The 26,654-nt window shown below is 71.3% G+C and carries 25 protein-coding genes; 15 read left to right on the top strand and 10 right to left on the bottom strand.

All coding sequences use genetic code 11. From position 1 onward, the window contains the following. Positions 1–259: 259 nt before the first annotated feature. Both AC5JJ1_RS18825 and AC5JJ1_RS18820 read right to left on the bottom strand, forming a co-directional pair. Positions 260–1,486, bottom strand: a complete 1,227-nt coding sequence (locus tag AC5JJ1_RS18825) for an RNA polymerase sigma factor (protein ID WP_495786646.1) — start codon at positions 1,484–1,486, stop codon at positions 260–262. Beyond that, entirely contained in the window at positions 1,483–1,845 is a 363-nt protein-coding gene (locus AC5JJ1_RS18820) for a YciI family protein (RefSeq protein WP_495786645.1), read from the bottom strand. Before AC5JJ1_RS18820 ends, AC5JJ1_RS18825 begins: the two co-directional genes overlap by 4 nt. Before the next feature lie 1,152 nt (positions 1,846–2,997). On the opposite strand from AC5JJ1_RS18820, the gene AC5JJ1_RS18815 reads away from it, so the two are divergent. Further along, on the top strand, positions 2,998–3,129 hold the full coding sequence (locus AC5JJ1_RS18815) for a hypothetical protein (RefSeq protein WP_495786644.1): 132 nt from the start codon (positions 2,998–3,000) through the stop codon (positions 3,127–3,129). On the opposite strand, the gene AC5JJ1_RS18810 is transcribed toward AC5JJ1_RS18815, so the two are convergent. Next, positions 3,119–3,283, bottom strand: coding sequence for a hypothetical protein (locus tag AC5JJ1_RS18810; RefSeq protein WP_495786643.1), 165 nt, complete (start codon positions 3,281–3,283; stop codon positions 3,119–3,121). The two genes, AC5JJ1_RS18815 and AC5JJ1_RS18810, sit on opposite strands and share 11 nt — an antisense overlap. Before the next feature lie 574 nt (positions 3,284–3,857). Between AC5JJ1_RS18810 and AC5JJ1_RS18805 the strand changes: the two genes are divergently transcribed. Further along, positions 3,858–5,285: an amidase gene (locus AC5JJ1_RS18805; RefSeq protein ID WP_495786642.1), complete on the top strand. Its 1,428-nt coding sequence runs from the start codon at positions 3,858–3,860 to the stop codon at positions 5,283–5,285. A 54-nt stretch (positions 5,286–5,339) separates the two neighbouring features. Here AC5JJ1_RS18805 and AC5JJ1_RS18800 read toward each other — a convergent pair whose 3' ends face one another. After that, positions 5,340–6,290, bottom strand: a complete 951-nt coding sequence (locus AC5JJ1_RS18800; protein WP_495786641.1) for a Bug family tripartite tricarboxylate transporter substrate binding protein — start codon at positions 6,288–6,290, stop codon at positions 5,340–5,342. A 433-nt stretch (positions 6,291–6,723) separates the two neighbouring features. Between AC5JJ1_RS18800 and AC5JJ1_RS18795 the strand changes: the two genes are divergently transcribed. The 6 genes from AC5JJ1_RS18795 to AC5JJ1_RS18770 are packed head-to-tail and all read left to right on the top strand — an operon-like array spanning position 6,724 to position 13,492. Continuing rightward, positions 6,724–7,929 (top strand): YbfB/YjiJ family MFS transporter, encoded by a 1,206-nt coding sequence (locus tag AC5JJ1_RS18795; protein WP_495786640.1) that lies wholly within the window; start codon positions 6,724–6,726, stop codon positions 7,927–7,929. 17 nt (positions 7,930–7,946) lie between these two features. Next, positions 7,947–9,077 carry an ABC transporter substrate-binding protein gene (locus tag AC5JJ1_RS18790; protein WP_495786639.1) on the top strand — a complete coding sequence of 377 codons (1,131 nt, stop codon included), beginning with the start codon at positions 7,947–7,949 and terminating at the stop codon, positions 9,075–9,077. Then, positions 9,077–10,900 carry an ABC transporter permease gene (locus AC5JJ1_RS18785; protein ID WP_495786638.1) on the top strand — a complete coding sequence of 608 codons (1,824 nt, stop codon included), beginning with the start codon at positions 9,077–9,079 and terminating at the stop codon, positions 10,898–10,900. The genes AC5JJ1_RS18790 and AC5JJ1_RS18785 overlap by 1 nt, the downstream gene beginning before the upstream one ends. A gap of 8 nt (positions 10,901–10,908) precedes the next feature. Beyond that, positions 10,909–11,733 carry an ABC transporter ATP-binding protein gene (locus AC5JJ1_RS18780; protein WP_495786637.1) on the top strand — a complete coding sequence of 275 codons (825 nt, stop codon included), beginning with the start codon at positions 10,909–10,911 and terminating at the stop codon, positions 11,731–11,733. Then, positions 11,730–12,473 carry an ABC transporter ATP-binding protein gene (locus tag AC5JJ1_RS18775; protein ID WP_495786636.1) on the top strand — a complete coding sequence of 248 codons (744 nt, stop codon included), beginning with the start codon at positions 11,730–11,732 and terminating at the stop codon, positions 12,471–12,473. Before AC5JJ1_RS18780 ends, AC5JJ1_RS18775 begins: the two co-directional genes overlap by 4 nt. After that, positions 12,470–13,492 carry a putative FMN-dependent luciferase-like monooxygenase gene (locus AC5JJ1_RS18770; protein WP_495786635.1) on the top strand — a complete coding sequence of 341 codons (1,023 nt, stop codon included), beginning with the start codon at positions 12,470–12,472 and terminating at the stop codon, positions 13,490–13,492. Before AC5JJ1_RS18775 ends, AC5JJ1_RS18770 begins: the two co-directional genes overlap by 4 nt. Before the next feature lie 84 nt (positions 13,493–13,576). Here the strand turns inward: AC5JJ1_RS18770 and AC5JJ1_RS18765 are convergent, their stop codons facing one another. After that, on the bottom strand, positions 13,577–14,065 hold the full coding sequence (locus tag AC5JJ1_RS18765) for a cupin domain-containing protein (RefSeq protein WP_495786634.1): 489 nt from the start codon (positions 14,063–14,065) through the stop codon (positions 13,577–13,579). Positions 14,066–14,261: 196 nt separating this feature from the next. Between AC5JJ1_RS18765 and AC5JJ1_RS18760 the strand changes: the two genes are divergently transcribed. The 4 genes from AC5JJ1_RS18760 (at position 14,262) to AC5JJ1_RS18745 (ending at position 17,877) form a co-directional block, all read left to right on the top strand. Then, positions 14,262–14,990, top strand: coding sequence for a cupin domain-containing protein (locus AC5JJ1_RS18760; protein WP_495786633.1), 729 nt, complete (start codon positions 14,262–14,264; stop codon positions 14,988–14,990). Between the two features lie 844 nt (positions 14,991–15,834). Then, on the top strand, positions 15,835–16,395 hold the full coding sequence (locus AC5JJ1_RS18755) for a hypothetical protein (RefSeq protein ID WP_495786632.1): 561 nt from the start codon (positions 15,835–15,837) through the stop codon (positions 16,393–16,395). 110 nt (positions 16,396–16,505) lie between these two features. Next, a complete protein-coding gene (locus AC5JJ1_RS18750; protein WP_495786631.1) occupies positions 16,506–17,429 on the top strand; it encodes an IS5 family transposase in 924 nt (307 codons plus the stop codon). A gap of 67 nt (positions 17,430–17,496) precedes the next feature. Next, the gene (locus AC5JJ1_RS18745; protein WP_495786630.1) at positions 17,497–17,877 is read left to right on the top strand and encodes a helix-turn-helix domain-containing protein; all 381 of its coding nucleotides are present in this window, start codon (positions 17,497–17,499) and stop codon (positions 17,875–17,877) included. Between the two features lie 235 nt (positions 17,878–18,112). Here the strand turns inward: AC5JJ1_RS18745 and AC5JJ1_RS18740 are convergent, their stop codons facing one another. Both AC5JJ1_RS18740 and AC5JJ1_RS18735 read right to left on the bottom strand, forming a co-directional pair. Then, positions 18,113–19,615, bottom strand: a complete 1,503-nt coding sequence (locus tag AC5JJ1_RS18740) for a flavin-containing monooxygenase (protein ID WP_495786629.1) — start codon at positions 19,613–19,615, stop codon at positions 18,113–18,115. A 182-nt stretch (positions 19,616–19,797) separates the two neighbouring features. Continuing rightward, complete coding sequence (locus AC5JJ1_RS18735; protein WP_495786628.1) at positions 19,798–20,373, bottom strand: TetR/AcrR family transcriptional regulator; 576 nt, start codon at positions 20,371–20,373, stop codon at positions 19,798–19,800. Between the two features lie 150 nt (positions 20,374–20,523). On the opposite strand from AC5JJ1_RS18735, the gene AC5JJ1_RS18730 reads away from it, so the two are divergent. From AC5JJ1_RS18730 to AC5JJ1_RS18720, 3 genes are read left to right on the top strand one after another with little or no spacing between them, the layout of a single operon-like run. Next, positions 20,524–21,021 carry a (2Fe-2S)-binding protein gene (locus tag AC5JJ1_RS18730; RefSeq protein ID WP_495786627.1) on the top strand — a complete coding sequence of 166 codons (498 nt, stop codon included), beginning with the start codon at positions 20,524–20,526 and terminating at the stop codon, positions 21,019–21,021. Then, positions 21,018–22,076 (top strand): FAD binding domain-containing protein, encoded by a 1,059-nt coding sequence (locus AC5JJ1_RS18725; protein ID WP_495786626.1) that lies wholly within the window; start codon positions 21,018–21,020, stop codon positions 22,074–22,076. Before AC5JJ1_RS18730 ends, AC5JJ1_RS18725 begins: the two co-directional genes overlap by 4 nt. Continuing rightward, complete coding sequence (locus AC5JJ1_RS18720; protein WP_495786625.1) at positions 22,069–24,324, top strand: xanthine dehydrogenase family protein molybdopterin-binding subunit; 2,256 nt, start codon at positions 22,069–22,071, stop codon at positions 24,322–24,324. The genes AC5JJ1_RS18725 and AC5JJ1_RS18720 overlap by 8 nt, the downstream gene beginning before the upstream one ends. On the opposite strand, the gene AC5JJ1_RS18715 is transcribed toward AC5JJ1_RS18720, so the two are convergent. From AC5JJ1_RS18715 to AC5JJ1_RS18705, 3 genes are all read right to left on the bottom strand, one after another. Beyond that, positions 24,315–25,064, bottom strand: a complete 750-nt coding sequence (locus AC5JJ1_RS18715; protein ID WP_495786624.1) for a sulfite exporter TauE/SafE family protein — start codon at positions 25,062–25,064, stop codon at positions 24,315–24,317. The two genes, AC5JJ1_RS18720 and AC5JJ1_RS18715, sit on opposite strands and share 10 nt — an antisense overlap. Positions 25,065–25,090: 26 nt before the next feature. Further along, on the bottom strand, positions 25,091–25,339 hold the full coding sequence (locus tag AC5JJ1_RS18710) for a hypothetical protein (RefSeq protein ID WP_495786623.1): 249 nt from the start codon (positions 25,337–25,339) through the stop codon (positions 25,091–25,093). A 111-nt stretch (positions 25,340–25,450) separates the two neighbouring features. Beyond that, positions 25,451–26,452: an NAD-dependent epimerase/dehydratase family protein gene (locus tag AC5JJ1_RS18705; RefSeq protein WP_495786622.1), complete on the bottom strand. Its 1,002-nt coding sequence runs from the start codon at positions 26,450–26,452 to the stop codon at positions 25,451–25,453. Between the last annotated feature and the right edge of the window lie 202 nt (positions 26,453–26,654).

Raw genomic sequence — 26,654 nt, 5'->3', positions numbered from 1 at the left:
GACGGAGCCCCTTTTGGGCGCCGATCCGGGGTCCCAACCCAACGCCGATTGACACTTGTCCGCGTCCGACCGGTTCCGCCGGCGCCCAGGCCCGTCAGGACCTCGACCCGGCGGTACCCGGCACCCTTCGCGTCGTCATTGACCTCGACCATAATGTCAGCCCGAAGCTCCCCGCCCGGGGCCGACCCAGCACATTCACCGCCCGCGCCGGAAGACGGGCCTCGACGCTGCGCTTACGGAACTCGGGCTGGAGTGAAGCTCAGTTGGCGAGCTGGGCGAGCAGGTAGTCGCGGATACGTGGCGACTGCGTGAGCCCGACGGCGCGCTGCAGCGCGTCGCGGCGCTGGGCCGCATCGCCGCACAGGCCCAGCAAGTGCGCGCGCGTGACCCAGTACGGCTGGTGCGCCTGCATTCCCGCGGTGTCCAGCGAGTCCAGCAACCGCAGGCCGTCTCGCGCGCGGCCTGCGAAACCGAGGGCCGCCGCACGGCCGATGGTGGCGCCGGAACTCGGAAAATGCGTGCAGAGCGCCTCGTACAGCGCGACAATGCCATCCCACGGTACTTGGCCGGTGGCAGTGCGCTGGCAATGCGCCGAATGCACGGCCGCTTCCAGCTGGAAGGGTCCGGGCTGCCGGAGGCGCGCTGCCTGCCACAGGCACTCCTCGGCTTCCCGGATCAGACCCTTGTCCCACCGCCCGGCGTCCTGCTGGAGCAAGGGAACGAAGCGGCCCGCGTCATCGAATTGCGCACCGCGCCGCGCTTCGCAGAACAGCATCAGCGCCAAAAGGCCGCGCGCCTCGGCGCTTTCCGGCAAGAGGGAAACGACGAGCCGCGCCAGGAATTCGGCTTCCGGCCGGAGCTGCGCGCCCTCGTCCGCCAATGGGGCGGCCGCGTTCGATCCGATCGTGTAGGCCGCGTAGATACCCTCGAGGATGGAGGCGACGCGCTCGGGCAACTCATGCGGCTCGGGGTCCTCGAAGCGCAGGCCTTCGGCCTTGATCCGTGCTTTGACCCTGACCAGGCGCTGCGCCATCGCGGAGGGCGTGACAAGGAATGCGTTCGCTATCTGCGCAGCCTCGAGCCCGAGCACCCCCTGCAACATCAAGGGCGCGTGCAGGGGGGCCGGCAGCGACGGATGCGCGCAGACGAACATCAATTTGAGCCGCGCGTCGGGAAACTGCACGGCGGCTTCCGTCTCCTCGCCCACGGCCAGCAGGACCTGCGCCGCCGGATCCTGGGCCACGCGCGCGTGACGCGCGACCTGCAGGAGCTCGCGGCGCGCCACCGTCAACAGCCATGCTTCTGGCGAGTTCGGTACGCCCTGGAGCGGCCACCGCGCGAGCGCGGCGGCGAAAGCCTCCGCGAGCGCATCTTCGGCAGCCGCGAGGTCGCGCCATTGCCAGGCCAGGACCGCGACGAGCCGCCCATACGCGTCCCGTGCAGCCCGCTCGGCGGTAGCGTGGACACCCGCGGCGGACTGCGTCACTGTTGCGGCGGCGGGGGCAGCACGGCGCGCACCTCGACGCTGCCGGTCGATGCACAGGGCGCGCGCGCGGCCCATTCGAGGGCTTCGTCAAGCGAGTCCGTGCGGAGGATGAAGTAGCCGCCCAGCTGTTCGCGCGCTTCGGCGAACGGCCCGTCCTGCACCTGGCGCTTACCGTCGACCACCCGCACCACGGCCGCCGTGCGAGGCGGCTGCAGGCCGTTGCCGCTCACGACGCGGCCGGACGCTTGCAAGGTGCTCACATAAGCGGTCCACGCGGCCCAATAGGTCGGGGCCGCCTGGGGATCGTCGCGCTTGCCGTAGTCGGAGGCCGGTTCGCGGAAGCAGAGCATGTATTCCATGGCGTTCTCCTTGGGGGTCTGGAGGCGCTGACCATCAGCGCCTTCCATCTCCTTGATGCGCGACAGGGTCCCCGATCGACAGGCGTCGAAAAAAGTTTCTCAGGCAGGCATCAGTTCGACCGTCACCGGCGCGTGGTCGCTGGGTCGCTTCCACTTGCGGGGCACCCGGTCGCTGTCACCAGACTGGCCTGTGTCCGAACGCCCGCTTCCGCTGCAAAGCGGTCGCTCCCGTGGGGCGTCCAGGCCACCGCAGTCGCAGACTTTAATGCCATGTCTCGGACTTTATTGGCATGTTTCAGACTCTATTGGCACCTCTATTGGCACGGGACGCCAAACGAAGCCGCGCAGCGGCTGCTTCGGCCACCACGGCTGGTTTAGTTTGGTTCTGCAGCGGGCTTTCAGATGCAGCGTTTCAAGTTACCAAAACAGGCCCAGCGGTTCCCCTCGGCGCACGCGATGATCTATGGCCACTACCATCCACGTCGGCACCTGATGACCGGCAACCAACACCGTCGTTCGCGCGACAAAGCCTTCCGGATCTGGTAGCAGGAGGCGTGTGCCCAGATGGCGGCGTGAGATCGTGCACGCTCCGCCTCGCGGTCACACTCGTCTTGCCATCAAACAACGTGACAATCCCGGCGCTGCCTCCTTCCCGTTCACGACCAGATCCCTAACCTCTTCCATTTCCGCCGCGATCACGTCACCGCCAGCGAGTATCGCGCCGCCGGGCTAGGTGCGCTCGCAGTGTGACCCAATATCGGCGGGGTCGTCCCGGCAACTCGACTGGCGATCGGTGCCCTCTTCGACCGGCCAGCTTACTTGCCCTAAGGCTGGCAACTTGACCGTGCCCTTCGGAATGCGGTGGCGGCTGGTAGCGCTGTACTTGAAGGACGTGCTCAGGAACATAACGTTTTTGCCGCAGTCCGGACTGCCTCCTTAGCTCGAAGCGGCACCTTGCACCAGTGCCCATCAGCGCTGCAACGGTTGGTGGCAGCTAATCTGCCGCCCGCAGCACAGCAGCAAGTCAGCCCTGGGGCTTGGGCGCACCATCTCGACCGTATGCCGAGAGCCAACGCCCTAAGCACGGGTGATCCGACATGCCCGTCCGCCCGGCGCATGCCCCGCTCCCGCCGCGGTGATGGCTGGAGCGCCGTGGCTGACATCGAGGTGTTCGTTTTCACGGTCGAGGCTGAGCTGGAGGCCATGGACCGCGAGCGGGTGGGCGTGCACTGCCGCGGTCGCAAGGCTGCTGGCGGCCTGCGACAAGCACGGCTCACTGCTTGACCTCGAACTGCGGCCGGCCAATGCGGACGATCGCGCGGCCGCTCTCCTGACGCTGCCGCGTCTCGCCGCGCTCGGCTTCCAGGGCGGCCTGCTCGGCGACAGTAGCTTCAAGGGCGCACCATTCGCCGCGGCGTCCCTTGCGCACGACATCCACGTCTCGGTCTCGCCCGGCGGAACGCGGGACGGGCGCTTCGTGCCGAGTGGCATCCGCTAGGTGGTGGAGCGCCTCTTCGCCTGGTTGAGCCGCTACCGGCGCCTCAACGTTATGTACGACCGCGCACCCGACCTCTTCGCCGCTCACATCTGGATCGCCGTGACCTCCATTATCTCGCGGCGGCTCGTTGCGGAAAGAGGCAGTCCCGTTTAGGGCCGCGTTGCATCGGTTCGGCCCGCGCGACCGGTCGTAGACCTCCGCATCCTCCATTCGTTAGGGACACGGGGACCGAGCTGCCACCCGGGACCGCAGACTCCGACCTCCTCCAGCAGGCACGGCGCGGGCGTCGCCAAAAGGCGGAGTAGGTTTCGGAGGCGGAAAGCCGCAACTCCCCGTCGCCGGATGGGACTAGCGTTCGGCTTCGGGCCGACGACGGCCCGGTCGGAGGGCCAGGGGCATGGCGACGGACAGGCCACAGCCGGCCCCACCCGCGGCCGCAAGTCGGGGCGGGCCCCGGGAGACCAGTGGAGGCGCCGCCGACGTGCCGCCAGCGGGCAGCCCACCTGACCTCGTGATGCTGGACGCGGTGGAGTTGTCGCGCGCGATCCACGCGAAGCGGGTCTCCTGCCGCGAGGTGATGGAGGCCCACCTTGACCACATCGGGCGCGTGAACCCGGGCGCCAACGCCATCGTGTCGCTCCGCCCCCGCGAGGCCCTGATGGCGGAGGCGCGGGAGCGCGACGACCGCCTGGCGCGCGGGGAGACGACGGGCTGGATGCACGGCTTCCCGCACGCGGTGAAGGACCTCGCCGCCACGGCGGGCCTGCGCACCACGTCCGGCTCGCCGCTGTTCGAGGAGCACGTCCCGCAGGCGGACGCGATCGTCGTCGAGCGGATGCGCGCCGCCGGCGCCATCGTCATCGGCAAGACCAACACCCCGGAGTTCGGCCTGGGCTCGCAGACCTACAACCCCGTGTTCGGCACAACGACCAACGCCTACGACCCCTCGCGCACGGCGGGCGGCAGCAGCGGCGGCGCCGCGGTGGCGCTGGCGCTGCGGATGGTACCCGTGGCGGACGGCAGCGACGCCGCCGGCAGCCTGCGGAACCCTCCGGGCTGGAACAACGTGGTCGGCCTCCGCCCCTCCCGGGGACGCGTGCCGTTCGGGCCGACGCCCGAGGTCTTCGCGCAGCAGTTCCTCACCGAGGGGCCCATGGGCCGCAGCGTCGCGGACGCCGCCATGCTGCTCACCGTCATGGCCGGCCCGGACGCGCGCACGCCGCTTGCGCTCGGGGGAAACCCCCGCGCCTTCGCCCAGGCCCTGGAGGTGGACGTGCGCGGTCGACGCATCGGGTGGCTCAGCGGCCTGGCCGGGCAGCTCCCCTTCGAGCCCGGCGTGCTGGACCTGTGCCGGGGCGCACTCGGCGCTTTCGAGGCGATCGGCTGCGCCGTCGAGGACGCTGGATTGGACTTCCCGCGCGAGCGAATCTGGGACAGCTTCGTCACGCTGCGCAGCTGGCTGAACGCGGGCACGCTGCGGCCGCTCTACGCCGACCCGGCGAAGCGCGCCCGCCTGAAGCCGGAGGCGGTCTGGGAGGTCGAGACCGGGATGCGGCTGTCCGGCGAGCAGGTGTTCGCCGCCTCGCTGGCCCGCTCCGAGCTGTACCAGGCGGTCCGCGGGTTGCTCGAGCGGTTCGACTGCCTCGTGCTGCCGACCGCGCAGATGTTCCCCTTCGACGCCGAGATGCACTGGCCCGCAGAGATCGACGGCGTGCCGATGGACTCCTACCACCGCTGGATGGAGGTGGTGGCGCTGCCGACGCTGTGCGGCCTGCCGACAATGGCCATGCCGGCCGGCTTCGACCCGCGGGGCCTGCCGATGGGGCTCCAGATCATCGGCCGCTGGCGCGACGACCTCAGCGTGCTCCGGCTTGCCCGCGCGTACGAGCGCGCGACCGACTGGACACGCAAGGTGTTACCCCCTCCCGTTCGAAGGGGCTGACCGGGCAAACCGAGTAGACCGCCATCCCAAGCCCCTTTCATCGCGTACAGGTCCTTAGTCGACCGCGATGCCGGCCAGTTCGGCGAGCCTCCGCCACTTCCCGAGCTCGGCTGCAACGAAGCGCCGGAATCCCGGCCCGTCCTGCACCGCCGGGTCGGAGCCGGCGGCATCGATGCGGGCTGCAAGGCGTGCCTCCGTGAGGGGCGGCATCAGCGCGGCGGCAAGCGCCGCAGCGGTGTCGGGCGGCGTGGCCGCGGGTAGGAAGAGCCCCATCCAGCCGGTTGCCTCGTAATCCGCGACGCCCGCCTCGCGCAGGGTCGGCACCTGCGGCACCTGGCCCGACCGGCGCTGGCCGCAGACCGCCAGCGGCGTCGCCTTGCCCTCCTGCACGGTCCGCAGCACGGCGGAGAGGCTGTCCACCATCACGGGGATGCGGCCCGCGATCAGGTCGGCCTGGGCGAGGCCGCCGCCGCGATAGGGCACGTGGTTCAGCCGAAGCCCGGCCCGCTGCGCCAGCAGGGCGCCCGCCAGATGCTGGGTCGAGCCGATGTCGCCGCCGGCATAGTCGAGCGGCTCGCCGGCCCGCCGCGCCCGGGCGAGGAAGGCGGCGGCATCGGGCAGGCCCGAGGCGAGCGAGGCGAGGACGACCAGCGGGAAGTCCGCGACGCGCGCGACCGGCAGCAGGTCGCGCAGCGGGTCGTAGGACAGCTGGCGGTTGACCGATGGCAGGATGGCGATCGGGCCGCTGCTGCCCAGCAACAGGGTATGGCCATCGGCCGGTGCCCGGATCGCCGCCTCGACGCCGATGGCGCCCCCCGCGCCCGGCCGGTTCTCGACGACCACCGGGACGCCCCAGGCCGGGGCCGCCGCCTCGGCGATCAGCCGCGCGACGATGTCCGGCACGCTGCCGGCCGGCACCGGGACGAGGATGCGCACCGGCCGTTGCGGAAAGCCGGCGGCGTGCCCGTTGCGGGGGAGGGATGCAGCCGCGAGGGCGGCCAGCATGGGGCGGCGGGGATACAACCTGATCGGGCTCCGTTCAGCGACGACGCCTATCCTACCCGTGCCATGACGCGGGCCTAGCGGCACCGGGCCGAAGCGGGATCGGCCGCACCCATCCGTCCCGGCAGGCTCGGCCGTCACAACCGCGGGCCTGGCCCTTGCTGCGCCGATCCTCGTGGAGACCATGCCGTTATCCCCTGCGGCCCATCATGCCTGCCCTGGGGCAACACCCGCTCGCGCGGTCCGCTCTCGGGTTCGCCGCCCCAGCCTGGGGCAGGCCATTCGGGCTTGGCCGCAGACATGCGGCCTTGCAGCGGCACCGGGCTGCCAGGCGCGAGCCATCTGCCGATGCGATGACAGCGATCGGGATAAATCGCTTTCCGGGATGTCGCGCGGGGCGCAGCCTGGCAGGGCCTTTGCAGCCCAGGAGGATGCCATGCCGGTGCGGCAGGATGGGACGGCGCAGCGGTTGGCGCTCGGCGGGATGCTGGCGCTGGCCACGGCCATCGGGATCGGCCGCTTCGTCTACACGCCCATCCTGCCGGCGATGGTGGAGGGGCTGGGGCTCACCGGCGGGCAGGCGGGGCTGATCGCCTCGGCCAATTTCTGCGGCTACCTCGCCGGGGCGCTGCTGGCGGCGACGCGGCTGCCGGGCTCCCGCCGGGCCTGGCTGCTGGGGGCGCTGGCGCTCGGGGCGGCGACGACGGGGGCGATGGGCCTGGCCTCGAGCCTGCCCGGCTTTCTGCTGCTGCGAGGCCTCGGCGGGGCGGCGAGCGCCTTCGTCCTGGTCTTCGCCTCGGCGCTGGTGCTGGACCGGCTGGCGGCGGCGGGGCGCAGCGGGCTGGCGGCGCTGCATTTCGCCGGGGTAGGGGTGGGGATTGCGGCCTCGGCGGTGCTGGTCGCCCTGCCGGGGGCCGGGTGGCGCGGGTCGTGGGTCGCCTCGGGCCTGGTGTCGCTGGCGGCGGTGGGGGCGGTGGCCTGGCTGGTGCCGGCGGAGGCTGGGGCGCGGCCGTCCGCGGTCCAGCATTCCACGCATGAGGGCGGCTGGCTGCGATGGTGGGCGGTGGCCTATGGCTTGTTCGGCTTCGGCTATGTCGTGACCGCGACCTTCCTCGTCGCCATTCTCCGGGCGGAGGCGTCGCTGCGGGCGGTGGAACCCGTGGTCTGGCTCGTCGTCGGGCTGGCGGCGGCGCCCTCGGTCGCGCTCTGGAACTGGAGCGGGCGGCGCTTCGGCCCCGCGCGGAGCTTCGCCGCCGCCTGCCTCGCCGAGGCGGTCGGGGTGGCGGCGAGCGTCGCCTGGACGGGGGCGGCCGGGGCGCTGGTGGCGGCGGCGCTGCTCGGCGGGACCTTCATGGGGCTGACGGCGCTCGGCCTGGCCGGCGGGCGGGCGCTGACGGCAGGCGATCCGCGGCGGAGCTTCGCCTTGCTGACGGCGGCCTTCGGCATCGGGCAGATCCTCGGGCCCTTGGTCGCCGGGCTGCTGCATGACCGGACGGGGAGCTTCGGCCCGGGCTCGCTCCTGGCGGCGGGGGCCCTGCTGGCGGCGGGGGCGATGGCGCTGCGGGTCCCGCTGCGGGGCGAGGCCGGCCGCAAGCCTATGGTGCGGTGCGGCAATCCATGTTCGGATGCCAGGGAGGCATAACCTGGCAGGAGAGACCCATGATCCCGCTGCGCCGTCGTTCCGTCTTCGCTGGACTGGTGGCTGGAACCGTCGCCACGCGGCGGGCCGCTGCGGCCGAGACCGTCCATGTCGGCGTCAGCGGGCCGCTGACGGGGCCGAATGCGCAATACGGCGCGCAGTGGAAGGATGCCTTCGACCTGGCGCTGGCCGAGGTGAACCCGACGGCGCAGCGGCAGATCCAGTACATCTTCGAGGACAGCCAGAGCGACCCGCGGCAAGCCGTCGCCATCGCGCAGAAATTCGCCAACGATCCGCGCATCGTCATGGAGCTCGGCGACTTCTCCTCGCCGGCCTCGATGGCGGCCTCGCCGATCTACCAGCGCGCCAAGCTGGTGCAATTCGGCTTCACCAACTCGCACCCTGATTTCACCAAGGGCGGCGACTACATGTGGAGCAACTCCATCAGCCAGGCGGAGGAGCAGCCGGGGCTGGCGGATTTCGCCATCGCCGGCCTCGGCAAGCGGCGGCTGGGGGTGGTGCACCTCAACACCGACTGGGGCGTGACCAGCAAGAACCTCTTCGCGGCGGCCGCGAAGGAGAAGGGGGCGGAGGTGACGGCCGCCGAGGGCTTCCTGCCGGGCGAGCGCGACTTCCGCTCGACGCTGGTGCGCATCCGCGACAGCAACCCGGATTGCATCGTGCTGCTGGCCTATTACGCCGATGCGGCGACCATCGTGCGGCAGATCCGGACGCTCGGCCTGCCGCAGGCGATCGTCGCCGTCAGCTCGGTCTACTCGCCGAAGCTGCTGGAGCTGGGCGGCGATGCGGTGAACGGCGTGCACGTCACCACCACCTTCTTCCCCGACGAGCCGCGGCCGGAGGTGCAGCGCTTCGTCAGCGCCTTCCGCGCCAGGTACAACCGCGAGCCGGACACCTTCAACGCCACCGCCTACGACACGATGATCCTCGCCTCCACGCTGGTGAATCAGTATGGCCCGACGCGGGCCGCGGTGCGCGAGGGGCTGGCCAAGGTGCGCGGCGTGCCGAGCGTGGTCTTCGGCACCATGCAGTTCGACCCGGCGACGCGCCGGGTGGAGGGGGCGCGCTACAAGCGGCTGGTGGTGAAGGACGGGCGCTTCACCTTGTGGCAGGGCGGCACGCCGTCCTGATGCTCGGCGCCTGGTTCGACTACACGGTCAACGGCTTCGTCATCGGCAACATCTATGCGCTGCTCGCGGTCGGGCTGGCGCTGATCTACGGCGTCGCCAACCTGGTCAATTTCGCGCATGGCTCGGTCTATGTGGTCGGCGCCTATATCGGCTGGGCGGCGATCACCACCCTCGGGACGCCGCTGCCGGTGACCTTGCTGTGCGTCGTGGTCGTCTCGGCGCTGGTGGGGGTGGCGATCGAGCGGATCGGGCTGCGGCCGCTGCAGGGCAGCTCGCGCATCGCGCCGCTGCTGGCGACCATCGGCATCGCGCTGGTGCTCGACCAGGTGGTGCAGCTCCTCTTCACGCCCGACCCGCGCGCGGTGCCGATGCAGGTGCCGGACTGGCGGCTGGCCGTCGGCGGCGGCACCATCGGGGCGCTCGACCTGCTGATCGCCGGCATCGGGCTGAGCTCGGCGGTGGTGCTCTATGGCTTCCTGCGCTTCACCAAGCTCGGCTGGGCGGTCAGGGCGACGGCGCAGGATTCGGACGCGGCGCAGCAGATGGGCGTCGACGTCAACCGAGTGAACATGGCGGTCTTCGCCATCGCCTCGGCGCTGAGCGGCGTCAGCGGCGTGCTGGTCGGCATGTACTACAACCAGATCAGCACGGCGATGAGCTTCGAGGCGACGCTGAAGAGCATCGTCGCGCTCATCATCGGGGGCTTAGGCAACGTGCCGGGGGCGATCGCCGGCTCGCTCATCCTCGGGCTGACCGAGAGCTATGGCATCGCGCTGTTCGGCACCTCCTATCGCAACCTCTTCGCCTTCGTGCTGCTGATCGCCATGCTGGTCTGGCGGCCGAACGGGCTCTTCGCCGCGCGGCGCTCGCTGCCGCCGGAGCCGATGACGGGCACCTTCATCGCCCGCTCGCGGCCTGTCGCGGTGCCGCCCTGGGCCGTCATCCTCGCAGTCGTCCTGGCGGCGCTGCTGCCGCTGCTCGATCAGCCCTATTTGCTGCAGATCGGCGCCAATTCGCTGATGTATGCCATGCTGGCGCTGAGCCTGACGCTCGTGGCGGGGACGGTTGGGCAGGTCTCGCTCGGCCATGCGGCGCTGCTGGCGATCGGCGGCTATGGCTCCGGCCTGCTGGCGCTGGATGCGGGCTGGCCGGTGGCGCTCTCCATCCCGGTGGCAGGGCTGATCACGGCGGGGCTCGGCACCTTGCTGGTCTTTCCGGCCTTCCGGCTGACCGGGCATTACGTCTCCATCGCCACCCTCGGCATCGGCGAGATCGTCGCGCTCGTCATCCTCAACTGGACGGGGCTGACGCGCGGCGCGATCGGGCTCGGCGGCATCCCGCCGCTCGAGGTCTTCGGCCTCGACCTCGGCTCGGTGGAGGGGACCTACTGGCTCTGCCTCGCCGTGCTGGTGCTGCTGGCGCTGCTGCAATTGCGGCTGCTGCGCTCGCATCTCGGGCGGACCTGGCGGGCGATCCGCGACGACCCGGTGGCAGCGCGCTCCTACGGCGTCAGCGGCGACCGCTACAAGGCGCTGGCCTTCGGCTTCGGCGGCTTCGCGGCGGGCATCAGCGGCGCCATCACCGCGCATGCCTATTCCTACATCAACCACGAGACCTTCGGCGCCAGCATCTCCATCCTGGCGCTGACCATGGTGATCCTGGGTGGGCTCGGGAATGTGGCGGGGGCGGTGCTGGGGGCGACGCTGCTGATCGCGCTGCCGGAGGCCTTCCGCTTCCTCGCCGAGTACCGGATCCTCATCTACGGCATCGTGCTGCTGCTGCTGATCCGGTTCCGGCCGCAGGGCGTGATGGGGACGGTATGATGGCGCCGGTGCTGGAGGTCCGTGGGCTGCAGAAGCGCTTCGGCGGCGTGACCGCCGTCGCGGATGCGGCGCTCGATCTGCGGGAGGGCGAGCTGCTCAGCATCATCGGCCCAAATGGCGCGGGGAAGACGACGCTGTTCAACCTGGTCAGCGGGCTGGACCGGCCGGATGCGGGCAGCGTGCGGCTGTTTGGCGAGGAGGTGACGGGGGCGGCGCCGGAGCGGCTGGCCGGGCTCGGCCTGGCGCGGACCTTCCAGCATGGCCGGGTCTTCGGCAATCTCAGCGTGCTCGACAACGTCCTCGTCGGCGCGCATGCGCGGCTGCGGGCGGTGCGGCCGGCGGTGCCGCTGGTCGGGCCGCTGCTGGAGCTGGCCTTGGCCGCCATCCGGCCGGGGGCGGTGCGGGCGGAGGAGGCGGCGCTGCGGGAGGATGCCACCCGCATCATCGCCCTCTTCGGCGAGCGGCTGGTGCCGCGGCTCGACCATCCGGCCTTCAGCCTGTCCTATGCCAATCGCCGGCGCGTGGAGATCGCCCGGGCGCTGGCGCTGCATCCCCGGCTGCTGCTGCTCGACGAGCCGACGGCGGGGATGAACGAGACCGAGACGGCGGAGATGCAGGAGGTCGTCGCCGGGCTGAAGCGCAGCGGCCTCACCATCCTGCTGATCGAGCACAAGCTCGAGATGGTGATGCGGCTTTCCGATCGGGTGATCGTCATGGACAACGGCCAGCGCATCGCCGAGGGGCTGCCGCAGGCGGTGCGGAACGACCCGGCGGTGATCGAGGCCTATCTCGGCCACCGCGAGGCCGGGCTGGCGCGGGAGCCGGCCCAATGAGCGGGGCGCTGCTGCGGCTGGAGGGGATCAATTCCTTCTACGGGCCGGTGCAGGTGCATTTCGACCTGAACCTCGATGTCGCGGCCGGGCAGATCGTCTGCCTGCTCGGCGGCAATGCCAGCGGCAAGTCGACCACGATGAAGACCATCCTCGGCCTGCAACGGCCGGGCTCGGGCCGGGTCTGGTTCGACGGGGCGGAGATCACCGGCCTGCCGACGCCGCAGGTGATCCGGCGGGGGATCGGCTCCGTGCCGGAGGCCAGGCGGCTCTTCCCCGCCATGACGGTGCGGGAGAACCTGCTGATGGGCGCCTATGCGCGGAGCGATCGCGCCGGCATCGCCGCGGATGAGGAGCGGGTGCTGGGGCTCTTCCCCCGGCTGCGGGAGCGGCTGGGGCAGCGGGCGGGGACGATGTCGGGTGGCGAGCAGCAGATGCTCGCCATGGCCCGTGCCCTGATGGGCCGGCCGAAGCTGATCTGCATGGACGAGCCGACCATGGGGCTCTCGCCGCTCTTCGTCGACCGGGTGCTGGAGTTGATCCAGGCGATCAACCAGGAGGGCGTGACGGTGTTCATGGTGGAGCAGAATGCCAGCCAGGCGCTCGGCATCGCCCATTACGGCTATGTGTTGCAAACCGGGCGGATTGCCCTGCAGGGGCCGGCTGGCGAATTGTTGCGCGATCCGCGCATCCGCGATGCCTATCTTGGCGGGGCGGCGCGCGACGAGGAGGTGGAAGGATGACGGTACCGAAGCGGCTCGGCTTCTTCACCCGGGTCCTCGACGAGGTCGCGCCGGCCGAGCGCTACCGGCTGGCGACCGAGCAGATTCTGCATGCCGAGCGCTGCGGCTTCGACTCCGCCTGGGTGGCGCAGCACCATTTCCACGAGCATGAGGGCGGGCTGCCGGCGCCCTTCGTCTTCCTGGCGCAGGTGGCGGCGCGGACGCATCGCATCCGCCTGGGGACGGGGATCGTCACCCTGCCGCTCGAGCTGCCGATCCGGGTGGCGGAGGATGCGGCGGTGCTCGACCTGGTCTCGGGCGGCCGGCTCGAGCTCGGCATCGGGCCGGGGGGCAACCTCACCGCCTTCCAGGCCTTCGGGCTCGATCCGGCGGCGCGGGGGGCGATCTTCGACGCCAATGCGGCGCTGCTGCGGACGGCCTGGGAGGGCGGGGCGCTGCCGGGCGGGGACCGGCTCTATCCGCCGGCGCCGGGGCTCGCCGGGCGGATCTGGCAGGCGACCTTCACCGTGGACGGGGCGCGGCGGGCCGGGGCGGCAGGGGATGGGCTGATGCTCTCGCGCACCCAGCCGCGGCCGGCGGGGGCGGAGGGGATGACGCTTGCGGACATCCAGGACCCGATGGTCGATGCCTATCTGGCGGCGCTGCCGCCGGGCTGCGCGCCGCGCATCCTCGCCTCGCGCTCGGTCTTCGTCGCCGACCGGCGGGAGGAGGCGTGGCGGCTGGCGGAGCAGGGCCTCGGGCGGTTCCGCGACCGGGCTGCGGCCCAGGGCCGCGCCACGGGGCGGGAGACGGTGCAGGAGATGGTCGCCGCCTTCGACGTGCATCTCGGCACGGTGGCGGAGGTGATCGCCTCGCTGCAGGCGGACACGGTGCTGGCGCGGGCGACGGAGCTGGCGGTGCAGGTCCATTCGGTCGACCCGCCGCATCCCTTCATCCTGCGCTCGCTGGAGCTGGTGGCAGGGCAGGTGGCGCCGGCGCTCGGCTGGGCAGCGGGAGGCGTGCAGTCGGAGGCGGCGTGAGCGGGGCGCCCTGGGCCCGGCCGATGGGGGATGCGTGCTCCCAGTCATGAAGCCCGCGGTTCACCGGTCCTGGTGCCGACCAGCTCAGCTTCCCGGCACGCTGCCGGGCGGCAGGAACTCGACCTCGCAGGCCGCGGAGCGGCGCACGACCTCCGCCGGGTCGCCCAGGTCGTGCAACTGGTCGAAGAGCTCCTTCAGCCGCCGGCCCGGCGTGACCCAGAACAGCGCCCGCGCCGCGACCTGGCCCCGGTTGTAGTAGGCATGCGGCAGGCCGCGCGGCATGCGGACCAGCTCGCCGGGCCCCGCCTGCGTCCAGCGGCCGTCGAGGTAGAGGTCGAAGCGGCCCTCCATCACCCAGATGAACTCGTCCTGCGTCGGGTGGATATGCGGCGGGACGAAGGTGCCGGGCGGGTCCAGGGTCTCGAAGGCGAAGCAGTCCTCGCTGCTGGATTTCAGCCAGTAGGTGTGCCCCAGCACGTTCCAGACGGTGCCGTCCAACCCCTGCCCGGCGGGCGTCACCCCGGCGGCGAGGGGACCCGGCCCGTCGATCTTCCCGCTGGCGGCGCTGCTCATCCTCCGACCCTCCCTTGACCTGTCTGCCTCGGCAGTGCTGGCCGGGCAGGGTGCGCGGCCGCCGGCGATGCGTCCATCCGAATCGCGCGCCGCCGGTCCGGTTCGCGCCGGCCAGTGCGGAGGGCTTGCTGGCACGCCATTGAGCGAGGCGACGAAGCTGCCATGATGGGCCTGCTGCGAACCGACCGGGTGGACGATGATGGCCACGCTGCCCTCCGGACCCGCCGACCTGCCGCTGGCCTGCCATGCGGTGGTGGATACGACTGACCCGGACCGGGCGCGGGAGGAGGTCGGGCGCATCTTCTGCGCCCATCGGCTGGTGCCGCTCGGTGCCGTGGCCGAGGGCTTCCGGGCGCGCCACCACAGCGTGCGCGGCCGCGGCTTCTCGGTGAACCTCGTCTCCTACGGGTCGCGCGTCGAGATCGATCCGGGCTGCCTCGACCGGTTCTTCCTGCTGCAGCTGCCCCTGCGCGGCGCCGCGCGCGTGACCTGCGGCGGGCGGGAGGTCGAGGCGGGGGTGCGGCGCGGCACGCTGCTCTCCCCGACGCTGCCGACGCGCATGGTCTGGGAGGCGGGCTGCGACAAGCTGATCCTGCTGCTCGACCGCGCCGGGCTGGAGGGCCACCTGGCCCGGCTGCTCGACGCGCCGCCGCGCCCGGTCGAGTTCGACCCGGCCCTCGATGTCGCCAGCCCGGGCGGCGCGGCGGTCCTGGCGCAGGCGCGGCTGCTGCTGCACCTCGCCGAGGCGGGACTGCCGCCGGGGCCGTTGGCCGCGGAGCTGCTGGCCGGGCTGCAGGCGACGCTGCTCTCGGCCCTGCCGCATACGGCCTCCGCGCGGTTGCGGGCCGAGGCGGCGTCGCCCGCGGCGCCGGTGCAGCTCAAGCGCGCCGAGGCCTATGAGACGTGTGCTCAGATGGCGGCGTGAGATCGCGCAAGCTCCGTCCTGCGGTCGAACGCGCCCGGCCACCAAACAATGTGACAATTCCGAGATGGGCCATTGAGCCCAGGCCAACGCTGCAACTGCAGCACTCAGAACAAGAACAGCTGTATCCGAATCCGGCTCCCAGCTTCAAAGTTACGTTAAATGGCTATTAATCTCTATATTTGCGCATACTGATTGCGACACTCGTTGAGTCTTCGTGACATTGAGGGAGTTATGATGACGAAGTCGGACGAGGGCCAACCTGCCGCTCCGAAGCGACGCGCTGTCCTAGCCAAGGCCGGCCAAACTGCGATGGCTGCGCCTGCTGCAACGCTGCTGCTCGCCGCCGCTTCCAAGCGGAGCATGGCAGCGCCATACAACGGTCCCGGCCGTGGTGGCCCTCCCGGCCCTCCCGGTGGTCCTCCCGGCGGCCCTCCTGGCCCTCCGGGCCCCCCTTTCACCCCGCCTGGCCGTCGGTAAAAGCCCGCCCGCCTCGCATGATGCGGGGCGGGCGAGAGCCTTAAACTTTCCATCTCCCTTGCGATAACACACCCCCTTATCGCAGATGATGGCCGCGCTTAAGCGCCAGCGGCTGACCTCCGATATGCCAGCCGATCTCCTAGTCTGGGGTTGAAATGGGTAGCGGGGGGGCTTGCGTCGAATGTTTGCTCCTCCCCCTAAACTGCCGCGAGCCGACATGCCTCCGGACTTTGGTAAAAGCATGGACTGATTATGCGAACCTTTGCGTGGGAAGTCCGCTTAGAGCACGTCCGGGTCCATAGCCGGTCGTCGGGCTGCGACTGCACGCCCGAGGCAGTTCTTGAGCGAACCAGGGCTGGATATCCCTATGAGCAACCCGCCCACGCCCGCAATCAATGCCGTCCTCGCGGCTTTGGAACGGTTTACTGGCGATCTGCGCCACTGCACAGAGGAAGCCGAGAAACGCGCCCAAGCCGCAGAAGAGCGTGCCGAACTAGAACGGCATGCTCGGGAGGCCGCGGTTGAGGCGCGACATGCTGCCGAAGCCCGAGCCGCTGCTGCAGAGCAGGCAGCACGAGACGCGATCCAACGCGCAGAAACTGCTGAGACTGCGGCGAGGGAGCATCTCGAGCATCTGCGTCGAGAGTTGCTGGTCGCCATCCAAGAGGCGGTATCAGCGGCACAGGAGGCGACGGCAGCGGTCCAGTCCGTAGCTAGGCCGGAACGCTATTCCGCCGAGCGACCAGACGATCCGTACCGCTTCGAACGCGATCAGGACCTGTCCCACATCCCGCAGCCTAGGGCAGGCAGAGAATCGGGCTCTCCGGAGGACGCGCCGCGTCGATGGGACAAGAAGGCTGGTTACGCCTGGGTCGAGGATGAGCCCGGTCCGTCGTGGTGGCGGCGGTTGTTCGGTCGGCGCTACTGACTGCCCGTTCTCTAATGGGGCTTTTCAGATTAATGAGAGCTGTGCGCGGATGTGTTTGGACGCGCTGCACTCTGGCTGATTCGCTTGTCCTGCAGGCGACGGAGGTCGGCATGGCGCGGCGTCGGACCGGTCAGGAACACTTCATCGCGCGGCCGGAGCCGCGCTCTGGCGCATCGCTAATGGAGCTAGCGGGGCTCATCGACTGGTCCGAGATCGATCATACCTTGGCTGGTATCTCAGCGGCGACGAAGGGCGAGGCGGCTTGGCCGCCAATGGCCCTGTTCCGAGCCCTGCTGCTGGCCACCTGGCACGACCTGTCGGACGTGAGGCTCGCCGCGGCGCTGGACGACCGCGCCAGTTTCCGCCGCTTCTGTGGCTACGCCGCCCACGAGCCGACGCCCGAGCGCACCTCCTTCGACCGCTTCCGGCGTGGGCTGGACCGAGTGCTATTCGAAGCCGTCACCCACCAGCCCGAGGCCAAGGGCGTGATGGTGCGCACCGGCACTCTGGTGGACGCAACGCTCATTCCATCCGCCAGCATCAGGCAGGACGAAGAGGCCAAGTGGGCTGGGCACCGCCGGCGCAAGCCGGCGCACGGCTACAAGGCGCACGTGGCGACCGACGAAGGTGCCGGCTTGGTACGCAGTGTCGAGGGCACGACGGCCAACGTGCACGATGCAGCCGAGTTGGCGGCGGTGCTGCCGCCGGAGCCGGGCTACGTCTATGGCGACAGCGCCTTCACCGGCGGGCTGGCGGAGCGGCTGATCAGCGGCCGCGGCGGCCGGCCGCGCACGGTGTGGACCGGCATCTGGGGCCGCGGCCCGGACGCGCTCGCGCGGCTCGAAGCAAACAACGCGGCGGTCCGGCGGGTCCGCTGCCGCATCGAGAAGGTGTTCGGCAGCTGGAAGCGCAGCTATGGCCTACGGCGGATGCGCTGGCTCGGGCTTGCCAAGGCAGGTCTGCAGGTGCGGCTTGCTGCCATAGTCTACAATCTCCGGCGCACCGTTACCCTGCTGCACGCGGCGGCAGCCTGACATAGGACGAGTCTGTCCGCACCGCCCCTTAGCCTTCCAAGGCAGGCCAAAACCAACGCCCATCACGGTGCCCAAGGCGCCCCAAAGCCCACACCGCGAAGATCTGCGCCCTCTCTGTGCACCCGCGCACAGCTCTCCCTATATCCGGGCCCATCTCGGCGAGGAGCTCACCCTGGCCGCGATCGCGCAGGCGGCCGGCGCCAGCCCGCGCGCGCTGCAGGAGAGCTTCCGCCGGTTCCGCGACGCCACGGTCACCGGCTATGTGCGCGAGCTTCGCCTGCGGCGCTGGCGGGAGTTGCTGGAGGGCGCGGGCGAGGGCGACCGGGTGAGCCACCTCGCCCTCGAGGCCGGGCTTGAGCATTTCGGGCGTGCGGCCGCCCTCTACCGCGCGCGCTTCGGGGAGGCGCCGTCCGTGACGCGCGGGCGCGCGATCGGCCGTGCGGGCTAGGAGCCTGTCTGAGTAATCGGGCCCGCAACGTCACCCAAGCAAAAGCCTTCCGAGACGCAAGTCGCAGGCGGCATGACCTTCCGCGACGGGGCGGCGGCGCAAAAGGCCATTTTATGCCACGGAATACTCAGACAGGCTCCTAGAGCGGCATTGCCGAAGGGTGGCACGGCCGAAGGCGTGCCCCACGCGACATGACACCAGGCTGGACCATGCTCCGCAGTTCCGTGGTCCTGGGCTAGGCAGCGATGGCGTCCGCGGCAGGCTTCGGCACGGGCGGCGCGGTGCGCAGCAGCGCGCCATAGGCGGCGGGGTCGAGCGGCTGCAGCCAGGCGGCGATTGGGTTGGCCGGCCGGGAGCGGGCGCCCATGTCGGCCAGCAACTGGCCGAAATGCCGGTGGTGCCAGGGCGCGATGCAGAGGCCGCCATAGGTCGCGGCGACCGCCCGCTCCGAGCGGCGCCAGTGCAGGGACCGCTCGATCTCCGCCCGCATCGCCGCCGCCTCCGGCATCCGTGCGAGGAGCCCGTCCCAGTAGCGTGCGAGCCAGCGCGCCCCGAGATCGGCCGAGAGCGTCGTGGCGAAGGAGGAGTTGAAGCCGACGAAGCCGAGGCCCGGTGCATCGGGGTTGACCAGCATGCGGTAGAGCCGCCACTGGCCGTCCGGCTCGACGAGCCGGGCCCGCACGGCGGCATCGAGGAAGGGCAGCTCCTGGATCCAGCCGGTGGCGAGCACGACGCAATCGGCCGCGACGCGCGCGCCGCCCGTCGTCACCGCGGTGCCCGGCTCGTAGCGGTCGAGGGTGCCGCGGATGCAGCGGATGCGGCCGGCCTCGACCATCCGGTAGAAGCCGGGCGTCTCGATGCCGAGGGCGCAGTGGATGGTATCCTCGATGCGCCGGTCCGGCCGGAGCCCGATGCGGCGCAGGCCGAACTGGGCGGTCAGCAGCGCCTCGAGCGCCCGCCAGTTGGCCCAGACGAGCGGGGCGAAGGCGCGCTGCGCCAGGCGGCGGGCAGGGCCTGCGTCGAAAGGCAGGAACATCGCCTCGGCCAGGCGCGTGTAGAGGATCCGCTTGAAGTTCAGCGCGCCGCCGAAGAAGTAGGGCAGCTTCCAGGCGACGTCGCGGTGCACCAGGGTGACCGAGGCCGCGCCCGCCTCGGCCGCCTGGACGGCGATGTCCGTCGCCGATTTGGAGAAGCCGAGGATCACCAGATGGCGCCCGCGCGCCGCGTCCGGGTCGGTCTGCTCGGAGGAGTGGGCGATGCGGCCGCCACCCGCTTCGAAGGCCTCGGCCCCCGGATGCAGCGGCTTGTTCGGGCGGCTGAACTGGCCGGTACAGACCGCGACCCGGTCGTAACGGTCGGTGCGGGCCTGGCCGTCGGCGCCCCGGCTCTCCACGGCCCAGCCGCCCGGGCCCTCCGAGAGCGAGGTCACCGATTGGCCGAAGCGGATTTGCGGCAGCAGATCATGCGCCTCCGCATAGCGCCGCAGCCAGGCATGGACCTGCGCGCCGGTCGGCCATTCCGGGTAGTCCCGCGGCATGGGGAAGTCGGGGAAGGCATAGAGGTCACGCGGGGTCTGGGTCTGCACCACGGGATAGGAGCGTGCCGGGTCCCAGACGCCGCCCAGCTCCAGCGCCCGTTCCAGAACCGATACCTCATGCCCGTGGCTTCGGAATGCCTTGGCGGCGGCGAGGCCGCTGATGCCGGCGCCGATGACGCAAATCCGCTTCGCAGTCGCCATGTCCCATCTCCCGCCGGCGGCGTCCGGCAGCGCCGGTCGAGGAGCGTCGCAGTTGCGTGGCCGGGGCGTCTATCCGGCTCGCGCCGGGCCGATCCTTTCCGCGCAGGGCAGGCGGGGCGGAAGCCAGGGCATCGGATGGCGGCGGCCTTGTGCCGGCTCTCCCCGATCCGCGGGCGGTCCGGTCAGCGCCGCAGCCCGGCGACGAGGACGTCGACCATGCGGAGCACATTGGCCCGCCAGTCGGGCCCGTCCTGCGCGTAGCAGATGCCGACCAGGGCGCGCAGCAGCTCCTCCGCGCCGAGGTCGCCGCGCAACTCGCCGGCCGCGGCGCCGCGGCGCAGCAGGCTGCCGAGCGCCGTGCCGAGATGGCTGAGCGAATAGGCGATGAGCTCCGAGGAGTTGTGCGCGGCCATGGCGAGGGCAGCCGCCATGCCCTTCTTGGTGGCGATGAACTCGACATTGGCCGCCAGCCAGCGGCGCAGCGCTTCGGTGGGCGCCGCCTCCGTGCCGAGCCGGGCGGCGAGCTCCACCAGCTGTTCCACCTCGTGCCGGTAGACCGCCTCGTAGAGCGCCTCCCGCGTCGGGAAATGGCGGTAGAGTGTGCCGATGCCGACCCCGGCCTCGCGGGCGACGGCTTCCAGGCTGGCGGTCGGGCCGCCCTGGTTGAAGATGGAGCGGGCGGCGGCCAGCAGGCGGTCGCGGTTGCGGGTGGCGTCGGCGCGGGGCTTCCGCGCGGTCTGGATCTGGTCCCCGCTCATCCCAACCAATTCACATCCTGTCCCTTGTAAGCGGAGGCTACCTCCGCATATTGCGCTAGGTGACGCCGGGGCGGCTGCCCGCGGCCGGCACCAGGACCCGCCCGGCCGTGCTGGCGGGTGGCAACGCCATGGCTCTCTTGGGAGATCCGCATGAGCCTGTCCATCACCCTGACCGTCAATACGGTGCCGCGGACCATCGCACTGGATGATCCGCGGGTCACGCTGCTGGACCTGCTGCGCGAGCGGCTCGACCTCACGGGAACCAAGAAGGGCTGCGACCGCGGCCAGTGCGGCGCCTGCACCGTGCTGGTCGATGGGCGGCGGGTGAATTCCTGCCTGGCGCTGGCGGTGAGCCTCGACGGGGCGGAGGTGCTGACCATCGAGGGGCTGGCAGAGGGCGAGGTTCCTCATCCGGTGCAGGCGGCCTTCATCGCGCATGACGCCTTCCAGTGCGGCTTCTGCACGCCCGGCCAGATCATGAGCGCGGTCGGGCTGATCCGCGAGGCGCAGGCGGGCGACGACCCCGAGCGGGTGCGGGAGGCGATGAGCGGCAATCTCTGCCGCTGCGGCGCCTACAAGGGCATCACCGAAGCGGTGCTGGAGGCGCAGCGCCGCATGGGCGAGACCCTCCAGGAGACGGCGGCATGAACCGCTTCGACTATGTCCGTCCCACGACGGTGGCGGAGGCAGTGGCGGCGGCCGCGCAGCCGGGCAGCGCCTATCTTGCCGCCGGGACCAACCTGCTCGATTTGATGAAGGGCGGCGTGATGCGCCCGGCACGGCTGGTCGACCTGGCACGGGTGCCGGGGCTCGACGTGATCGAGGCGCTGCCGGATGGCGGCGTGCGGATCGGCGCGCGGGTGCGCAACTCAGACCTCGCCCATGACCCGGGCTTCGCCCGCCGCTTCCCGGCGGTGGCGGAGGCCTTGCTGTCGGGCGCCTCGGCCCAGCTCCGCAATGCGGCGACGGTCGGCGGCAACCTGCTGCAGCGCACGCGCTGCGCCTATTTCTACGACCCCGCCAGCGCCTGCAACAAGCGCGACCCCGGCGCCGGCTGCGACGCGCGCGAGGGCGAGAACCGGCTGCATGCGGTGCTCGGCTGGAGCGAGCAGTGCATCGCCACCCACCCCTCGGATTTCTGCGTTCCCCTCGTCGCGCTCGGCGCGGTGGTGGAGGTCGCGGGACAGGCGGGGCGGCGCGAGGTGCCGCTCGAGGAATTCCACTGCCTGCCCGGCACGACGCCGGAGCAGGAGAGCGTGCTGGCGCCGGGCGAGCTGATCGTGGCGGTCCGCCTGCCGGCCGAGGCCGCGGGCTTCGCCGGGCATGCCCGCTATGTGAAGCTGCGCGAGCGCACCTCCTATGCCTTCGCCGTGGTCTCCGCCGCGGCCGGGCTGCGCTTCGCGGATGGCGCCATCGCCGAGGCACGGCTGGCCCTCGGCGGCGTCGCCGCCAAGCCCTGGCGGGTGCCGGCGGCGGAGGCGATGCTGCGGGGCGCCCGGCCCGGGGCGGAGGCCTTCCGCCAGGCGGCGGAGGCGGCGCTGGCCGAGGCGCGGCCCTCCGGCGACAACGCGTTCAAGATCGAGCTGGCGCGGCGCATCCTGGTGCGCGCCCTGACGCTCGCCGCCGCCGGCACGCCGGAGCGGCTGCCGGCCCTGCCAGCCTCCCCCTTCGCATCCCATTCGGGAGTTTCCCTCCATGGTTGAGCTCGCAGGCTCCGCGACGCATCTCCGGCACGGTTCCAGCATCGGCCAGCCGCTCACCCGGCGCGACGGGCTGCTGAAGGTCACCGGCCAGGCACGCTATGCCGCCGACAACCATCCGCCCGGCATGCTGCATGCCGCGCTGGCGGTGAGCAGCATCGCGCGTGGCCGCGTCACCGGCCTCGATGTCGAGGCGGCGCGGGCGCATCCCGGCGTGGTCGCGGTGATGACGCCGGAGAACCGCCCGGCGCTCGCGCAAGACCCCGACGACAAGGCGGGACCCTTCGTCTTCCGCCTCGACCTGCTGCAGGATGACCGGGTGCGCTATGTCGGCCAGCCGGTCGCGGTGGTGATCGCCGAGACGCTGGAGGCGGCGACCGAGGGCGCCGCGCTGCTCGCCCCGCGCTATGCGGCGGAGCCGGCGCGCACCGGGCTCGACGATGGCGAGGTCTTCGTCCCGCCCGCGGTCGGCGTCGGGGCGCCGGCCGAGGTCCGGCATGGCAATGTGGAGGCCGGGCTCGCCGCGGCGGCGCGGCGGGTCGAGGCGGTGTACGAGACGCCGGCGCAATACCACAATGCGATGGAGCCGCATGCCGTCGTCGCCGCCTGGGAGGGCGACCGCCTCTCCGTCGATACGCCGAGCCAGGGCCTCGCCATGGCGCGGGACCGGGTCGCCGGACTGTTCGGCATTCCGCCGGAGAATATCGAGATCCGCAGTCCCTTCCTCGGCGGCGGCTTCGGCTCCAAGGGGTTGATCTCCGGGCCACAGGTGCTCGGCATCCTCGCAGCAAAGCTGGTCGGGCGACCGGTGAAGCTGGTGCTGCGGCGGGACCACATGTACGGGCCGGTCGGGCATCGTGCGCCGACGCGGCAGAGCTTCCGCCTCGGCGTGGATGGCGAGGGGGCGCTGACCGCGCTGCATCACCATGTGCGCACGGCGAGCAGCCGGTTCGACGATTTCTTCGAGCCCTCGGGCGGCGTCTCGCACACGCTCTATGCCAGCCCGGCCATCGCCACGACCAGCGATGCGGTGCGGCTCGACACCGGCACCCCGATGTTCATGCGGGCGCCGGGCGAGGCGAGCGGCAGCATCGCCCTCGAGGGGGCGATCGACGAGATGGCGGCCGCCTGCGGCATGGACCCGCTGGAATTCCGCCTCAGGAACTATGCCGAGGTGGAGCCGGCGAGCGGCAAGCCCTTCTCATCGAAGGCGCTGCGCGAATGCTATGCGCAGGGGGCAAAGCGCTTCGGCTGGAGCGGACGGCCGCTGGCGCCGCGGCAGATGCGGGATGCGGACGGGCTGCTGGTCGGCTGGGGCGTCGGCACCGCGACCTTCCCGGCGATGATGTTCCACGGCCAGGCACGGGCGGTGCTGCGGCGGGATGGCAGCGGCCTGGTCGAGCTCGGCGCGCATGACATGGGGCAGGGGGCTTGGACGGCCTTCGCCCAGATCGCCGCCGACAGCCTGGCGCTGTCCATCGACCAAGTGGAGCTCCGCGCCGGGCATTCGGGCCTGCCGGATGCGGGCATCGCCGGCGGGTCCGCCCACACCGCGACGGCGGGCATGGCGATCCACGGCGCGGGCGCCGATGCCATCGCGCGGCTGGCGGAGCTGGCGATGGCCGATCAGCGCTCGCCGCTCTTCGGCGCCGGCAATGCCGGCGTGGTGGCGCGCGACGGGCGGCTGGTGCGGCGTGACGACGAGAGCCGGGGCGAGACCTATGCCGAGATCCTCGCTCGCGCCGGCCTCGACGAGATCGAGGGGCAGGGCACCGGCACGATGGACCAGGCGGCGCAGGAGCACTATGCCATGCACGCGCATGGCGCCGTCTTCGCCGAGGTGAAGGTCGACCCGGAGCTTGGGCAGATCCGCGCGACGCGGCTGGTCGGCGCCTTCGCCGCCGGGCGGATCATCAACCCGCGCCTGGTGCGGAGCCAGTATTACGGCGGGATGATCTGGGGCGTCTCCTTCGCCCTGCACGAGGCGGCGGCGGTGGACCGGCGCACCGGGCGGGTGATGAACGCCAATCTCGGCGAGTATCATGTGCCAGTGAATGCCGACGTGCCCTCGCTCGAGGCCATCCTGGTCGATGAGGTGGACCCGCATGTGAATGCGCTCGGCATCAAGGGCGTCGGCGAGATCGGCGTCACCGGCTCGGCGGGGGCGGTGGCGAATGCCGTCTGGCATGCGACGGGGGTGCGGGTGCGGCGCTTCCCCATTGCCATCGAGCGGTTGCTTGGTCAGCCGTAGGCGCGGCGGAAGAAGATGGCGGTCGTCATCGTGCTGAAGGCGATGACGAAACCGCGCAGCCAGGGGCCGGGCAGGCGGCGGGCGAGGCTGGCGCCGAGATAGCCGCCGATGACGGCGGCGACCAGCATCACCCCGGTCTCCAGCCAGTGGACCGGGCCGGCGATGGCGAAGCAGAGCACGGCGACGGCATTGGCGGCGCTGACCAGGATGGTCCGCGCCGCGCTCATCGAGCGGATGTCGGCATCGCCGAGCAGGCTCCAGACCGCCATCATCATGATGCCGACGCCGCCGCCGAAATAGCCGGCATAGATGGCGAGCGGCACCTGTGCGCCGGTCACCGCGCCCGGGCCGATCCGCATCCGCCGGCGCAGTGCGGCGCCGAGCGGGCGGCCGAAGGCAAAGGCGATGGTGCCGACCAGCAGCAGCCAGGGCAGCAGCAGGTCGAAGGCATGCTGCGAGGTCACCAGCAGCAACACCGCGCCGACCAGGCCGCCGGCGAGGCTGATGAGGATCATGGTGCGCAGCGGGATGCCCTCGAAGGGGCGGAAGTCGCGCCGCCAGGCCCAGGCGCTGGCGAGCGTCCCCGGCAGCAGGGCGACGGTGCTCGAGGCATTGGCGGCCACCGAGGGCAGGCCGACGAAGACCATCGCCGGGATGCTGACAAAGGAGCCGCCGCCGGCCGCGGCATTCATGGCGCCGGCGAGGAGGCCGGCGCCGAACAGGATGAGAAGGGACTCCATCGGCGGAGAGTGCTCCGCCGGGACGATCAGCGCCAGCCGTAGGTCCGGGGCTGGTGGTGAGGAGGCCGGTGCCAGCCGTAATGCCGGGGCGGCGGGGCGGGGCGGTGCCAGTGATGGTGCCGCGGCGGCGGCGCGTAGTGCCGCCAATGCGGGCCATGCGCCAGGGTGACCACTGGTCCCTCAGGCCGAAAGGGCGCCGCGCCGGCATCAGTCAGCGTGGCACCGGCGGAGAGCAGCCCGAGCCCGAGAGCGGCTGCGACGAGAACGCGACGCATCAGTACCTCCTGTGGATGGGTCCACGGGGGCATGGTGGGGCACGGGCCAAGGCAGGATCGGGGCCGGATTGGCGCCATGCCGGGGCAGCGTGTAACGGCCTGTGGCAGAGGTCAGATCCCGTAGTACTCCCGGAACCAGGCGACGAAGGCAGCGACGCCGGTGGCGACGTCGGTGGTCGGGCGGTAGCCGGTCAGCGCCTGGAGCAGGCTGGAGTCGGCCCAGGTCTTCAGCACCTCGCCGGGCTGCATGTCCATCATGTGGCGCTCGGCGCTGCGGCCGGTCGCCTGCTCGATGGCGGCGATGAAGTCCAGCAGCCGCACCGGGCTGGCATTGCCGATATTGACCAGGCGATAGGGGGCGACGGGGCTCAGCGAGTCGCCGGGGGCCACCGGCTGGCCGATCTCCGGCCGGCAGGGGATGAGGCGGGTGACGGCTTCGACCAGGTCGTCGACATAGGTGAAGTCCCGCTCCATCAGGCCGTGGTTGTAGACGTCGATTGGGCGGCCGCGGAGGATGGCGTCGGTGAATTTGAACAGCGCCATGTCCGGGCGGCCCCAGGGGCCGTAGACGGTGAAGAAGCGGAAGGCGGTCGTCGGCTGCTTCCACAAATGGGCGTAGCTGTGGGCGATGTTCTCGGTGGCCAGCTTGGTCGCGGCGTAGATGTTGAGCGGCGTCGCCACCGCATCCGTCTCGCGGAACGGCATCGAAGTGTTGGCGCCATAGGCGGAGCTGGTCGAGGCGACCAGCAGGTGCTGCACCGGGTGGTGGCGGCAGGCCTCGGCCAGGGCGTAGGAGGCGACGACGTTGTTGTGGATGTAGCTTTCGGGGTGCTCCATCGCGTAACGCACGCCGGCCTGGGCGGCGAGGTGGATGACCACCTCGGGTGCCGCCTCCCGCATCACCGCGCCGAAGCGGGCGGCGTCGGCCAGGTCCATGATAATGGGCCTGAAGGCGGAAGACCGGGCGAGCTGGGCGTGGCGGGCCTCCTTCAGGCGGAGATCATAGTAGGGCACCATGGCGTCGATGCCGGTGACGGCATGACCCTCGGCCAGCAGGCGACGGGCGAGATGGAAGCCGATGAAGCCGGCGCTGCCGGTGACCAGGATGTTCATGGCTTTGTGGTGCTCCGCGCCGTCCGATGAAGTTGGTGCTAAAATGCAGCGACCGCCACACAGGGTGAACCGATGGCGGCCTGCGGTCAGGGTGACAGCAATACAGTAGGATGGATGCGCTCTACCTCACGGGCGCCCGATGCCGGCGTAGTCGAGGCCGGCCTCGCGCATGGCGACCGGGTCCCAGGCATTGCGCAGGTCG

Source organism: Belnapia sp. (genome assembly GCF_059504005.1).
The sequence above is the reverse complement of the archived record's forward strand: the minus strand, read 5'-3'. Positions and strand labels throughout refer to the sequence as shown.

Bases quoted from the DNA above. Each gene is read 5' to 3' on its own strand.
- AC5JJ1_RS18775 (WP_495786636.1), top strand. From the start codon at position 11,730: ATGAGCGGGGCGCTGCTGCGGCTGGAGGGGATCAATTCCTTCTACGGG.
- AC5JJ1_RS18705 (WP_495786622.1), bottom strand. From the start codon at position 26,452: ATGAACATCCTGGTCACCGGCAGCGCCGGCTTCATCGGCTTCCATCTC.
- AC5JJ1_RS18755 (WP_495786632.1), top strand. From the start codon at position 15,835: ATGAGCAACCCGCCCACGCCCGCAATCAATGCCGTCCTCGCGGCTTTG.
- AC5JJ1_RS18770 (WP_495786635.1), top strand. From the start codon at position 12,470: ATGACGGTACCGAAGCGGCTCGGCTTCTTCACCCGGGTCCTCGACGAG.
- AC5JJ1_RS18750 (WP_495786631.1), top strand. From the start codon at position 16,506: ATGGCGCGGCGTCGGACCGGTCAGGAACACTTCATCGCGCGGCCGGAG.
- AC5JJ1_RS18820 (WP_495786645.1), bottom strand. From the start codon at position 1,845: ATGGAATACATGCTCTGCTTCCGCGAACCGGCCTCCGACTACGGCAAG.
- AC5JJ1_RS18715 (WP_495786624.1), bottom strand. From the start codon at position 25,064: ATGGAGTCCCTTCTCATCCTGTTCGGCGCCGGCCTCCTCGCCGGCGCC.
- AC5JJ1_RS18765 (WP_495786634.1), bottom strand. From the start codon at position 14,065: ATGAGCAGCGCCGCCAGCGGGAAGATCGACGGGCCGGGTCCCCTCGCC.
- AC5JJ1_RS18730 (WP_495786627.1), top strand. From the start codon at position 20,524: ATGAGCCTGTCCATCACCCTGACCGTCAATACGGTGCCGCGGACCATC.
- AC5JJ1_RS18800 (WP_495786641.1), bottom strand. From the start codon at position 6,290: ATGCTGGCCGCCCTCGCGGCTGCATCCCTCCCCCGCAACGGGCACGCC.
- AC5JJ1_RS18785 (WP_495786638.1), top strand. From the start codon at position 9,077: ATGCTCGGCGCCTGGTTCGACTACACGGTCAACGGCTTCGTCATCGGC.
- AC5JJ1_RS18710 (WP_495786623.1), bottom strand. From the start codon at position 25,339: ATGCGTCGCGTTCTCGTCGCAGCCGCTCTCGGGCTCGGGCTGCTCTCC.
- AC5JJ1_RS18760 (WP_495786633.1), top strand. From the start codon at position 14,262: ATGATGGCCACGCTGCCCTCCGGACCCGCCGACCTGCCGCTGGCCTGC.
- AC5JJ1_RS18740 (WP_495786629.1), bottom strand. From the start codon at position 19,615: ATGGCGACTGCGAAGCGGATTTGCGTCATCGGCGCCGGCATCAGCGGC.
- AC5JJ1_RS18790 (WP_495786639.1), top strand. From the start codon at position 7,947: ATGATCCCGCTGCGCCGTCGTTCCGTCTTCGCTGGACTGGTGGCTGGA.
- AC5JJ1_RS18725 (WP_495786626.1), top strand. From the start codon at position 21,018: ATGAACCGCTTCGACTATGTCCGTCCCACGACGGTGGCGGAGGCAGTG.
- AC5JJ1_RS18735 (WP_495786628.1), bottom strand. From the start codon at position 20,373: ATGAGCGGGGACCAGATCCAGACCGCGCGGAAGCCCCGCGCCGACGCC.
- AC5JJ1_RS18720 (WP_495786625.1), top strand. From the start codon at position 22,069: ATGGTTGAGCTCGCAGGCTCCGCGACGCATCTCCGGCACGGTTCCAGC.
- AC5JJ1_RS18795 (WP_495786640.1), top strand. From the start codon at position 6,724: ATGCCGGTGCGGCAGGATGGGACGGCGCAGCGGTTGGCGCTCGGCGGG.
- AC5JJ1_RS18805 (WP_495786642.1), top strand. From the start codon at position 3,858: ATGCTGGACGCGGTGGAGTTGTCGCGCGCGATCCACGCGAAGCGGGTC.